This is a genomic window from Symplocastrum torsivum (genome assembly GCF_059505465.1).
This window is the reverse complement of sequence record NZ_JCACKQ010000005.1, coordinates 66,335-79,029: the sequence shown is the minus strand read 5'-3', so window position 1 is coordinate 79,029 and position 12,695 is coordinate 66,335. Positions and strand designations below refer to the sequence as shown.

Genomic DNA, 12,695 nt, shown 5'->3' with positions numbered 1-12,695 from the left:
TGGAAAGCTAGCTATGAAGGGATGGTAGTTTGTATGAACTGTAACTCACAGTCTTAACAACTCTACTTACAAACTACAAAAGATGTACAACAATAATTCTGATAAAGACTGGCTAACTGCTGCTGTAACGGCTGCCTTAGGTGCTGGAATCGTTACATCTTTCGCCGTTAGCCAAGGCCAAAATCCATTTGTTGCACTAGCGATTACTGGTTTTTCTGCGCTTGTTGCTGTGTTGTTCAGTCAGACAGGATTGATTTAAGAGATAACTTCTCTTAACTGATAGCTGGAAAAGCACTCACCTTGTTAATCGTCAATTTAGTGAAGAATAAGCACTTTATAAATGATTAAACGCCTCAGTAACAAGGTGAGTTAATAAGGGCAATACTCAGACTCTAACCTATTAGCTGGTGGACTAGAAACAAGCACTGAGATTGAGGTCTCCTGTAGCAGGAAACCCATTGGACATCCAGCCAACAACAGGGGACGTGAGTCTAACCCACTCGCGCCCTTCACTGTCTACTCTCGACTGTGGAGGATTATTGAGCGTGACTCGCTCTTCAAAAAATACTGTACTGAGTGGACGAGAGTAAATATCCGGTCGTTCACGGACAACCACACCCTCAAGTCCTTGATAAGTAACTTGGCGGCAGAGGTTTGAGCCAGGAGGACGAGGACGGGTGACAACTTCTTCTGAGCGAGGAGGACGAGGACGGATGACTACTTCTTCCGGTTCTTCCGAGCAGCGCTTAAGGTCTCTTGCCTCTACAAACCCCCTAATCGGAGAACTAATGGCTATCCACCCCCCCCTACCATCTTCCTCTGCTAGGACAACTTGTTCATTGGATTCTAGCGCTCTAGTTGGACTGGCACTTGAACGCTCTCGGTAGACAAATATTGATCTAGATGCGGCGCGGCATTGCCCTACAAGCCCCTGTGCTAAGTGAAACGTCCGCTTCTGCTGAGACTGGTTTAGTTCCGCTTCAAGAATCAGGTTAGCTGAACTAGTGTTGGAGAAAACAGTAGCGATCGCTCTTATATCTCCTACAGCACTTAATGCTAAAGCTAAGAGAGCGACAGGTGTTCCCCAGTAACTCATATTTTTCATGCCATTAACCCCTCACTCACTTTGTCAGTCTCTTAGTTAAATAGCAGACCTATAAAGACTTGTGCAAATCATAAGGTTTATTGAATCACATCTTACAATCTGACTACTGGCTCACTCGTTGAAAGGTCAGCATTTTCTACCAAGGCTTAACAGAGTTAATGCTTCCGATGCGTCTAATCCTTCAAATAAGTAACTAGTCGTAGGGCGATTTCTAGAAAAATCAAGAGCTTGGATAGTCAGCCAGAATTCCTCTAAACCAATAAACAACGCAGCGATTTCAATTTGACTCTAAATTTTTAGTTAGAAGCACTACTCCTAGAGAAGTTAGTACACACTAGCTTTATCGAAACTAAACTTGAGCATAACTATCGGTAAATAAATTAGCAAAATCGTCGTTTCAATTGATAAACTAGCGAGATAAATTTCCTAGAAATGATATGGAAACTATTGCCTATCTTCATCTTGCACTAACCCACGAAGAACCTACTGACATCACTCAGAATTTAACCCTAGAGAATTTAAAGCTTCTAGAGTGGCTCAAGCAGCAAAAGCTAGCCACACACACTCGGATTTATTTGCTATCCCTGGTTGTTAGCCTGAGCATTTTGGGGATAGCAGGTGAGGCATTGGCTCAACGAGTACTTAGACAAGGCTCACGTGGTTCGGATGTAGAGTTAGTTCAAGAGCGTTTACAAGAGCTGGGATACCTTTACCAATCTCCTGATGGTGTGTTTGGTCCCGCAACTAGGAATGCACTTATCCGATTTCAGCAAGCTTATGAACTGACTCCTGATGGCGTTGTAGGCTCGGAGACGGAAGCAGCACTATTTGACCAAGTAGGGCAGCGTCCATACAATACATTTAATACCCCGCCCCTTCCAACTCTCTATCCCCCTTCTGTGTCCAGCTATGAGGAACGCTCAGTTCCCAGCCGTTCTGGTCGCTTGACAGATATAACTCTATTGCAACGAGGGGATAGTGGACCAGAAGTCCGACGACTCCAGGAAAGGTTGAGACGTGAAGGGTATAATCCTGGTGCAATTGATGGCATATTTGGAAGAGATACTGAGAGAGCTGTTCTGCGGTTTCAGAGAGCTAATGGTTTAGAGGCTGATGGCGTGGCTGGTCGAGAAACGCTCACAGCCTTGGGAATCGGTTCTGGTTCTCCAAGAAATTCCTATGTGGTAGTCGTACCAATTCGCGGTGACGATACACTTTCTGAGGTGCGACGGTACATATCTAGTGCTACACGGAGAAACTCAAAACGTGGTGAGTATGTTAATGCTAGGGCGTTTAATAACCGAAACGAGGCTGAAAGCCTGTCTTATCAGTTGCGATCGCGTGGATTTGATGCACGGGTGGTGTATCGCCCATAGTTGATGTATCCCAGGTATCTTAAATAGTGAAATCTCCAGCTAAACTGGTGCTTTGCTTTGTGATGCTTCTGGTAGAACAATGGAAACTCTTGCTTATCTTCACCTTGCCTTAGCCAACGAAACCCCAACTGATAACGATTACATTGCTTCGATTTCGACGTGGGAGGGTATAAATCTGTTTGAAATGCTCAAGCCGCAGAAGCTTTCAACACGAGCCACCTACAGTTTGCTCTCCTTCACCATTGCACTAGGGATTTTAGGAACGGCAACTCAGACATTAGCCTTGGTACAAGAAGGCTCACGCGGTTCACAAGTAACAGCCATCCAGCAGCGTTTACAGCAACTGGGTTACTTCAAGGCAAATGTTACTGGCTATTTTGGCTCCCAAACGAAAGAAGCGGTCATCCGATTTCAGCAAGCTAAAGGACTGACACCGGATGGTGTAGTGGGTACAACTACAGAAACGGCTTTGCGTGGACAACCTGCCCCTCGCCCACAGCCTGTAAGAGTGCCTTTTAACGGTGTTTTGCGATTAGGCGATCGCGGCGACAAAGTTAGTCTTCTTCAAGAGAGTTTAGCAGCAGCCGGTTACTGTAGTGGGACTAGAGGTGTCTTCGATTCACAGACTCAAGCGGTTGTTCGGCAATTCCAGCAAGCCAGAGGACTAAGGCCTGATGGCGTTGTCGGTCCACAAACTAGAGCCGCCTTGCCTGCAATTGGTGGATCAGAGTCAACACCTACATCAGTAAGTGTGACTAGTCAGTTTGATACACGATCTTTGCAAAGGCGTTTGCAAGCCCAAGGATTCTATCGCGGCGTAATTGATGGAATTTGGGGACCACAAACTCAAGCCGCAGTGGAAGCCGCTCAACGCGCCTATCGCGTTAGTACCAGTGATATAAGAACCGGACGCTTTTAAGTCGTTATCCTAAACACCAGCACTGCATCTACTCAGCAGAGTACTAATTTCTACAACCGTTTCACCAAGCTAGCATCGATATCTTGTAGCGTGGCACAGCCGCTCAACGCCATTGCTAAATTTAACTCGTCCCGCAACAGTTCCAGTACATGATGCACCCCAGCTTCTCCACCAACAGCTAGCCCCCATAACACGGGACGCCCTAACAACACAGCTTTAGCGCCTAATGACAATGCTTTCAGTACATCTGTGCCGCGTCGGATGCCACCATCCACGAGAACTTCTGCTTTGTCTCCTACTGCTGCAACCACCTCCGGGAGAGCATCAATAGTTGCGATCGCACCATCTAATTGCCTGCCCCCATGATTTGACACAATCACTGCCTTTGCTCCATGTTCTACTGCCCGCAGAGCATCGTCCCCTCGCAAAATTCCTTTCACAACGACTGGCATTGTCGTTATTGATTGCAACCATTCCAAATCCTGCCAGGTTAGGCTTTGGTCAAGCTGCTGCGTAAAATAGGTAAGCAACCTCGAATCTTCTACTGTTGCAGGAATTTCCCTACCCTTCATCGTCACGAGATTTGCCATTTGCATTCCTGACGGCAGTGTAAAAGGATTACGCCGACTTTTTTCCCTAGAGCCAGCCAGTTGTGCATCCACAGTCAAACATAAAGCACTAAAACCCGCCGCCTCAGCCCGTTCGACCAAGGCACGAGTAAGGGCGCGATCATGATGAATGTATAGCTGGAACCATTGAGGTGTGGACATTGGCACACTTGCCACCTCCTCCAAACTTTTGGTAGACATTGTACTCAATACCATTGCCACACCCATCTCAGCCGCTGCCCTACGTGTTGCCATTTCTCCTTCTGGATGTGCTAGACATTGGAAAGCTGTTGGAGCAATCAAAATCGGCATTCGGACAGCTTGTCCTAAAATTTGAGTACTTAAATCTCGATGACTGACATCTACTAACATCCGAGGAGAGAGTTTGAAGCGCTCAAAAGCTTCCCGATTATCCCGCAACGTTACCTCATCCCAAGCGCCACCTGTGTAATAACCCAGTGCCATCTCGGATAAATACTGACTCGCTAATGATTCGTACTCAAAAAGGTTAATCGGTCTTTCTGAAGAATTGATTATCGGTTTTGCTTGCACCGAATGAGCCGACTGTGCCTTCTCCAAGCAAACCTTTAGCTCTTTAACTAGCACCTGTACATGAGGTTCATCGAGTACGGTAAAGTGAGTACCGGGTACATCATAGACCTCCAGACCTTGCTCAAACCGATCACCTCAACCCAATAAAGGGTCTCGAAACCATTCTTCTTCTTCTGCCCATGTATTTGCTCTCAAAAGAATTCCCAAACCTGGATAAACGTTAGGTTTGTAATTTTTTAAAGCTAGTCGATTTGTCTGCTCAATAGTTGGGAGAGTTGGAGTTGGTTCGGCGTTGGCTAACACAAGTCCTCGGTTTTGAGAAAGCTTATGTTGAAGCTTTTCCCTCATAGACGTTTGAATCGTCTTGATTCTCGTTGTCACTTTGTTGAGGATGTAATTTGGTCCCAGGCGTGAAAAACTTTGCCAATGATTAGAAAGCCGCTCTTTAACTGACAATTTTTTGAAGGCCACGACACTGCCCGCATCAAAGAGAACCAGCAGCGCTATCTTCTCACCTTGAGCAACTAGTTGCTGTGCCATCTCGAAGGCAACGGCTCCCCCAAAGGAGTAACCAGACAAATAATAAGGCCCTTGTGGTTGGATGAGGCGTACTTCTTTGAGGTATTCGGTTGCCATGTCTTCAACGCGAGATAAGGGCGCTTGTTTGCCATCTAGCCCTCTTGCTTGTAATCCATAAACAGGTTGATCTGAGCCTAAATAACGCGCTAAGTTCCAGAAATTGAGAACATTGCCCATTACGGCATGGACGCAAAACAGGGGTGGCTTAGAGCCAGCAGGTTGAATGGGTACTAGCGCACTCCAAGAAACAGTAGACTCCTCTTCCTTGGTGAGAAGGTTCGCTAGTTCCTCTACTGTTGGTGCTTGCAGTAGGATAGCGAGAGGTAGGTTTTTGCCAACTATTTGCTCAACTTGAGCAAGCAGTTGAGCCGCAAGAAGCGAATGTCCCCCTAACTCAAAAAAATTGTCTTTGATGCTAATGTTCTCAATGCCTAAAACCTTCTCCCAAATCTGTGTCAACTGAAGTTCTAAGTCATTTTGAGCTGTTACAAAGGTTTCCTTTCTCTCGGCATCATCTTGAGTAGGGGCTGGGAGGGAAAGGCGATCAAGTTTTCCATTTGGCGTTAGGGGCAGCTTATCCAGAAGCACGAAGGCAGAGGGCACCATGTAGCTGGGTAACTTCTCCTCTAAGACAATACGAAGTTCTTTAATCAAAGCGGTTTTGCTGATGTCTGCGGAAGGTAGCTTAGGAACGATATAAGCGACAAGCCGTTTGTCGCCTGGTTTGTCCTCTCTAGCCGTGACGACACTTTGCCTAATCGTAGGGTGTTGTTCCAGTACCGACTCAATTTCCCCTAACTCAACACGCATCCCCCGAAGCTTTACTTGAAAGTCAACACGACCTAGTATTTCTAAGGTGCCATTGGGTAGGTAACGTGCTAAGTCACCTGTTTTGTAGAGTCGCGCTGATGACTCAGATGCGATCGCGCTAGCGCCCTCACCAAGGGCGATCGGTTGTTCTTCTACAAAGGGGTTATCAATAAACTTCTCAACATTGAGTTGATCCAGGTTAAGATAGCCACAAGTTACATTAGCACCTGCAACATGGAGTTCACCTGGCTCCCCAACAGGAACTCGCTGGAGTTCAGAGTCGAGGATATAAACCTGAATCTCACAAAGAGGATACCCGACGGGGACATATCCCTGTTCTCGATCAAATTCAGTTGGGATAGGATAAGCACAAACTCCAATGGTTTCTGTTTGACCGTAAATGTTGACAATACGGGGTTGATTTTTTAACTTGCAGCGCAACTTTTTATAGAGTTGACAGTGCAGCAAGCCGCCCGAAAATACTAGGAGTCGTAATTTGGATGCTAGAAGTCTGTCTTGAGAGTTCTGATCCAAATTTTCAAGTGCCTGAAGTCCATAACGCCAAACTGACTCAACAGTATCAATGATGGTTACACCCTGTTTCTGGATTAACTCAAATAATGTTAAGGGGTTCTGTGTTTGTTCGCGAGTAGCGAGAACCACTCTAGCTCCTTGAGACAGAGGTACAATTAACTGCCGAATTGATGAGGAAAATGAGAAAGAAGCTGTGTGGAGATAGACATCATCGGGCTGAACCTGCAAAACTTTGTTGATTGCCTCAATATAATGTGAAACATTTGTGTGGGAAATTTGTACGCCTTTTGGTTTGCCTGTGGAACCAGAGGTATACATCACGTAGGCAAGGTTCTGGGGTTTTACCTCGTTAAGGGGTGTTTCTTGACTCTCCTGTGCAATGGTTTCCCACTCTTTGTCAAGGCAAATTACAGGTACTCCCTGCTGGAGAAATCCTTCAACTAGATGCCTCTGAGTTAATAGGAGTGATACTTGAGTGTCTTCTAGAATGAAAGCAATGCGTTCTTTTGGATAGGCAAGATCCAGGGGCACATAAGTACCACCTGCTTTAAGGATTCCTAAAATTCCTACTACCATCTCTATGGAGCGTTCCGCACAAATTCCGACTCGCATTTCAGGAGCCACGGATTGCTTTTTGAGGTAGTTCGCTAGCCGATTAGCTTTAGCATTAAGTTCTTGATATGTCCATTGCTGATTTCCTTGAACTAGTGCGATCGCGTGTGGCGCTAGCTCAACCTGAGACTCAAAGAATTGATGCATACAAAACATATTGGTACTGACACGTCTAAATGAATTTTTGGTTGCATACACCCTATGAAACTCAAGAGCAAATCAACAAACTTATTTGGTTTACTCAATAGCAGGTGATTAAATGTAAATTTACTATAAATCTCCTTATAGCAAAAAAACTTTCACTAGACTTTATCAGAAGATAATGTTCTTTTATTTAAATTGAAGTTTGTGTCTAATTTTAGAGTTTTAGCCTGAAGTTCTCTTTTAGAACTTCAGGCTAAACTTACGAGTGAGTTTCACCTACCTCAATAGTCTCTTAGCTAAGAGCTTCCAGATAATCTCTCACACGGTTACGACGCTTTGGTTGGCGCAATTTTTGTAAGGCTTTCGCTTCAATTTGACGCACTCGCTCACGAGATAACTCTAGAGCACGACCAATTTCTGCTAAGGAATAAGGATGACCATCTCCTAGACCAAACCGCATCCGAATGACATCTCGTTCACGGCTAGTAAGGTCTGCTAGAAGTTGCTGCAAATCGCGTTGTAGCGCTTCTCGCATCAAGACTTCTTCGGGAGAAGTCTCCTCGGTTTCGAGCAAGTCACCTAACTCCGTGTCTTTTTCCTTGCCTACTTTAATTTCCAAAGAAACAGAGCGAGGCACACGGAGTAAAACTTCCCGAACCTGAGGAGGTGTCATTTCTAGCTCAACGGCAATATCCTCAATCGTTGCTGTGCGACCTCTTTCTTGGGAGATTTTGCGCTGAGCTTTTTTGATTTTGTTGAGTTTTTCGGTGATGTGAACAGGGAGACGGATAGTACGGCTTTGAGTTGCGATCGCTCTGGTGATGCCCTGACGAATCCACCAGTAGGCGTAGGTGCTGAATCGGTACCCCTTCGTGGGGTCAAACTTCTCGACTGCCCGCTCTAATCCAAGTGTTCCTTCCTGAATTAGATCTAGCAGTTCCAATCCACGATTTTGATACTTTTTCGCCACCGACACCACAAGGCGCAGGTTAGCTTTGATCATGTGTTCTTTGGCTCGGACACCCTGAGCTTGAATGTTATCTAGCTCTTTGACTGTCAAGCCAGCTAACTCTGCCCAACGCCGTTTTCCAGCCGCCAAGCTCGGCTTCAAGTCCGAAACTTCCACCCCAGCGACAGCAGCCCAACGCTCCCAAGAGGGACGGTGACCTAACTGGGATACTAAACGGTCATGAGCATCAATTAGATGGGCAAAGCGCTGAATCAGTTCATCCGCCTGCGTCGCAAACTCAGCCCGTAAGTCCAACAGCCGCATATATCGCTGAACTTTTTGGGCTTCCGATACTTCCTCATCTCGCCTTAATAAACGAACCCGACCAATTTCCTGAAGGTATAACCGAACGAGGTCAGTAGGGCGGCGGCTGGTACTCTTGGTAAAGTTAGTAGCGTCTGTACTCTCACTCTCCGTATCAACCAAATCAACTACCGATGGTTCCACATCTTCACTTGTACCGTTAAGCTCAAAGCCAAAGGCAGGTAGCTCGTGGTCGAATTCTGTGTCGGCATAGAAAGGAGTGGCTGGCATAATGATCTCTTAATTACGACTGGTGACCACACTTGATGCTCGTGCGTCACACCTTATTACTAGAGTTCCCACCCTTGATGACCGAAGAACAACGCTTATCTTTTTTTTTACTGGAACGTACTAGCTGTCTCACTAGGTGAGTGTTACCAGTAATTAGGATTGATGAGTCGCTTTAGTGTCAAATACTAGATGAATTTCAGCAAGCAGCTTAAATCCATCTTTAGTAAGATGACTATTCGTCTCTCTTTAGTAACTAGTATAAGCGGAACACTAACTAAAGATAGTGACTTCGGTCAAATGGATATGTTAATCTACATCACCTCTTAGGTAGATTCCTGAAGAATTATCCAGATTTAGAAAAAAAGTTTTAAGAAAAAGTTCCTTTTTTTCCGGAGCCTGAGTTAGGTTAGTAAGATTTGACATCAACTAACTTAACTTGTGGCTACTCTTGCTTGATATCTCGCAACATTAGCGCCTCAACGGCTGCTTGTGGTGTAATCTCCCCTTGAAGCAAGCGATAAACCTGACGAGTGATAGGCACTGAGATTCCTCGCCTTTGCGCTCGTTCAACCAAAACGGCTGTTGTGTTGACACCTTCTGCTGTTCCCTCTAGGTGTGCCAAGATGTCCCTTAGGGTTTTGCCTTGGGCGAGTTGGTAACCCACTTGATAATTGCGGCTGAGGCTGCTGTTGCAGGTTGCCAATAAGTCTCCCAGTCCTGACAAGCCATAGAATGTTTCGGGTTGAGCGCTCCAATCTGCGCCGACTCGGATGATTTCAGTCAGTCCACGAGTGAGGAGAGCCGCTTTGGCGTTTGTTCCTAACTGCAAGCCATCACAGGCACCCGATGCGATCGCCATAACATTTTTGAGCGTACCACCCAGTTCAACACCAAGGGGGTCAGGATTGGTGTAAACCCGGAAGTTCGGCGAAGAAAAGGCTTTCTGTACTACCTCTGCTGCCTTCTTGTTGGTACTGGCAACAACACTAGCCGCAGGCAGTCCTTGCTTGATTTCTTTAGAAAGATTTGGGCCGGAGAGTACAACGACTGGATTAGCAGGGAACTCCGCTTGCCAAATTTGAGAGGGAGTACGAGTCGTCGTAGCATCCAATCCTTTCGTTGCTGTTACGAAAATTGTCTCAGGAACAATTGGCAATGACTGTAACTGGGACACGACAGAACCGACACCTGACATGGAGACTGCTGATAGAACAATATTTGCCCCCACCAGGACATCCTCTAATCTTTCCTCGCTACGACGCGACCATATACAGACATCATGACCGTTTTGAGATGCCACAGAACTGAGGGCTGTTCCCCAGACACCGGCTCCAATGATGACGATTTTGGTCATTTGTTAGTGGTTTAGTTGTCAGTTGTCGTCAGCGTAGCATCCTATTACCCCAGCACATCTTGTCTAGGATAGCGTTTCATTAACTCCCTGACTTGTTCAGCGTGGTAGGAACTGCGGGTAAGCGGGGAGGAGACGACTTGCAAGAATCCTAAGGATTCACCCAGTTTTCTCCAAGCATCAAATTGTGCGGGTGTAATGAACTGAGCAACATCTAAGTGTTTTTGGCTCGGTTGGAGATACTGTCCAATCGTGAGGATATCGCAGCCTACTGCACGTAAGTCCTGCATGACTTCTCGGATTTCTGCATCGGTTTCACCCAAACCAACCATCACGCCAGATTTTGTATAAGTCCAAGGCGCTAGCTCACGCGATCGCCTCAGGAGTTCAAGCGATCGCTGATAATTTCCCTGAGGACGCACCCGTCGATAGAGTCGGGGTACAGTTTCAGTATTATGATTAAGGACTTCTGGTTTAGCCTGGAGAATTACTTCAAGGGAATCCCAGTTTCCACATAAGTCAGGAACCAGCACCTCAATGGTTGTCTGGGCTGAGACACTACCGATCGCTTCGATACAACGTGCAAATTGGGAAGCTCCCCCATCCGGTAAATCATCCCGGTTTACTGAGGTAATAACTACATGGTTTAAGGCTAAACGCCGTACTGCTTCTGCTAAGCGTGTTGGTTCAGTAGGGTCAAGGGCTTTGGGCTTTTTCTCAAAGTCAATATCACAGTAGGGACAGGCGCGAGTGCAAGCTGGTCCCATAATCAAAAACGTAGCGGTTCCAGCATTGAAACACTCGCCAATGTTTGGGCATGAAGCTTCTTCACAGACAGTATTTAGCGCCAAATCCCGTAAAATTTCTTTAACGTTTCCGACGCGCTCCCACTGAGGTGCTTTAACACGTAACCATTCTGGCTTAACAACCACTCTCTTAGAATAGCTCCCACTGAAGTTACACAGTGTTAATCCTAGCAAGCGCGAGGCTCTTTGCCATACAACGTGATATGATGTATGGATTATAGCTTATCGGGATGTAGCGCAGCTTGGTAGCGCACTTCGTTCGGGACGAAGGGGTCGCAGGTTCAAATCCTGTCATCCCGACTGCAAAGCATTGCAAATTAAAGGCTCTTAGCTTTTGTAGCTATAGAGTCTCAATTTATTTTTTGAGTGTAGAGAAATCAATGGCAAAAGGAGTAAATTTAGATACAGATAGTCTTAATAAAGTTATCTTGCAATCAAATTTTCAAAATTGTTGAATAAGCCGCCGTTGAAGTCATCCCCACCACTGATGAGCATCGCACGCCTCTAAAAAGCGATCGCTCTAATCCATCACGCTTCATACACTGTAAATATTACTCAATATCAAGTTCAGCTTTTTGACAAAGGCTAGGTCTGACACTAGTAGGGTATCCAGAGTAAACTGTTGCTGACACTCTTGCCTTAAGACAGGTAGTTATCGCTTAGGTTCGCTTTGAGATAACAACTTGCAGGTGTGTGAGTTATTTTTACCCTTAAGTTCAAAACATACACTCTTACTTGGCAGATGCCCGTTAGTCCAGCTTTATGTCAGTCGCGCAACCAATATTTATCTTGGGATCTCAATGTTCTTTCACCTCCTTGGTTTGGGCTATGCTTGGTCAGCACCCGGAAACCTATGGAGTGCCAGAACTCAATCTGTTGCTCACAGAAACTTTAGAGGAGTTCGCTCTCAGTCTAAGAGGTTCACGCCAATTCCAAAGTCATGGATTATTGCGTACTATCGCTCAACTTTATGCTGGTGAACAAACTCTGTGTTCCATTGACATGGCACATCGTTGGATTTTTAACCGTCTTCACTCTATGACCGCAGAAATTTATTTTGAGTTATGTCATAAAGTTTCTCCTCTGCGTCTAGTCGAATCCAGCCATGTGTATGCCACTGATCTGGAAATCTTAAATCGCATCTACAACACTTTTCCGCACGCTTACTTCCTTCATTTGCTTTGTCATCCCAGAACTCAAGGCGAGTCAATTATGAAGATAGCTAATGGTGCTATGGCAATTCTAGAGGACTGGATAGATTATTCAACTGAGCCACCAGTCGTAGAGCCGCAGTATGGTTGGTACAAGCTCAACTCCAACATTTTAGATTTTTTGAAAGGTGTTCCTGCTAGTCAAAAAATGACTATTCGTGGCGAAGACATTATCAACGAGCCTTGCTTCAATCTGGAAAATATCTGTCGCTGGTTAAACTTAAACTGGGATGAATCTGTCTCAGCGGCGCTATTGCGTCCTCAAGATTCATCCTATGCTTCTTATGGGCCTTATGGAACTCATTTGGGTCTCGATCCGCACTTTCTCAAATATCCCGCTCTTGAGGCACATAAAACGACAGGAGTCGTTAAGCTCGAAGGCCGACTCTCATGGCGCAATGATGATAAGGGATTCATCCCTGAGGTACTCCAAATGGCTCAAGAATTTGGTTACGAGTAGATTTTTTTTTGCTGAAACATGCTGATGTTAATAGGAAACGAAGAGGTTCCCTATGTGGATCAAGGAACCTCTTGGTAAAAATGAA

General features: G+C 45.7%; 10 protein-coding genes and 1 tRNA gene. 5 read left to right on the top strand and 6 right to left on the bottom strand.

The window, feature by feature from the left end; all coding sequences use genetic code 11:
- The first annotated feature begins 82 nt into the window (after nucleotides 1-82).
- Nucleotides 83-259 carry a hypothetical protein gene (locus AC5JL3_RS01535; protein WP_192219826.1) on the top strand — a complete coding sequence of 59 codons (177 nt, stop codon included), beginning with the start codon at nucleotides 83-85 and terminating at the stop codon, nucleotides 257-259.
- 153 nt (nucleotides 260-412) lie between these two features.
- Here AC5JL3_RS01535 and AC5JL3_RS01530 read toward each other — a convergent pair whose 3' ends face one another.
- On the bottom strand, nucleotides 413-1,105 hold the full coding sequence (locus AC5JL3_RS01530; protein WP_496072809.1) for an SH3 domain-containing protein: 693 nt from the start codon (nucleotides 1,103-1,105) through the stop codon (nucleotides 413-415).
- 437 nt (nucleotides 1,106-1,542) lie between these two features.
- On the opposite strand from AC5JL3_RS01530, the gene AC5JL3_RS01525 reads away from it, so the two are divergent.
- Nucleotides 1,543-2,481 carry a peptidoglycan-binding domain-containing protein gene (locus tag AC5JL3_RS01525; protein ID WP_496072808.1) on the top strand — a complete coding sequence of 313 codons (939 nt, stop codon included), beginning with the start codon at nucleotides 1,543-1,545 and terminating at the stop codon, nucleotides 2,479-2,481.
- 79 nt (nucleotides 2,482-2,560) lie between these two features.
- Entirely contained in the window at nucleotides 2,561-3,400 is an 840-nt protein-coding gene (locus AC5JL3_RS01520; protein ID WP_496072807.1) for a peptidoglycan-binding domain-containing protein, read from the top strand.
- A gap of 50 nt (nucleotides 3,401-3,450) precedes the next feature.
- Here AC5JL3_RS01520 and AC5JL3_RS01515 read toward each other — a convergent pair whose 3' ends face one another.
- The 5 genes from AC5JL3_RS01515 to lipA form a co-directional block, all read right to left on the bottom strand.
- Nucleotides 3,451-4,560, bottom strand: coding sequence for an alpha-hydroxy acid oxidase (locus AC5JL3_RS01515; protein ID WP_496072806.1), 1,110 nt, complete (start codon nucleotides 4,558-4,560; stop codon nucleotides 3,451-3,453).
- Nucleotides 4,561-4,695: 135 nt separating this feature from the next.
- On the bottom strand, nucleotides 4,696-7,242 hold the full coding sequence (locus AC5JL3_RS01510) for a non-ribosomal peptide synthetase (RefSeq protein ID WP_496072805.1): 2,547 nt from the start codon (nucleotides 7,240-7,242) through the stop codon (nucleotides 4,696-4,698).
- A gap of 289 nt (nucleotides 7,243-7,531) precedes the next feature.
- Nucleotides 7,532-8,782 (bottom strand): RNA polymerase sigma factor SigC, encoded by a 1,251-nt coding sequence (sigC, locus tag AC5JL3_RS01505; protein WP_496072804.1) that lies wholly within the window; start codon nucleotides 8,780-8,782, stop codon nucleotides 7,532-7,534.
- Nucleotides 8,783-9,224: 442 nt separating this feature from the next.
- Entirely contained in the window at nucleotides 9,225-10,136 is a 912-nt protein-coding gene (locus AC5JL3_RS01500; protein WP_496072803.1) for an NAD(P)H-dependent glycerol-3-phosphate dehydrogenase, read from the bottom strand.
- Between the two features lie 44 nt (nucleotides 10,137-10,180).
- On the bottom strand, nucleotides 10,181-11,065 hold the full coding sequence (gene lipA / locus AC5JL3_RS01495; RefSeq protein WP_496072802.1) for a lipoyl synthase: 885 nt from the start codon (nucleotides 11,063-11,065) through the stop codon (nucleotides 10,181-10,183).
- Nucleotides 11,066-11,165: 100 nt separating this feature from the next.
- Here lipA and AC5JL3_RS01490 point away from each other — a divergent pair.
- Both AC5JL3_RS01490 and AC5JL3_RS01485 read left to right on the top strand, forming a co-directional pair.
- Nucleotides 11,166-11,239: transfer RNA gene (locus tag AC5JL3_RS01490), tRNA-Pro, on the top strand.
- A gap of 462 nt (nucleotides 11,240-11,701) precedes the next feature.
- A complete protein-coding gene (locus AC5JL3_RS01485) occupies nucleotides 11,702-12,610 on the top strand; it encodes a sulfotransferase family protein (RefSeq protein ID WP_496072801.1) in 909 nt (302 codons plus the stop codon).
- Nucleotides 12,611-12,695 lie beyond the last annotated feature (85 nt).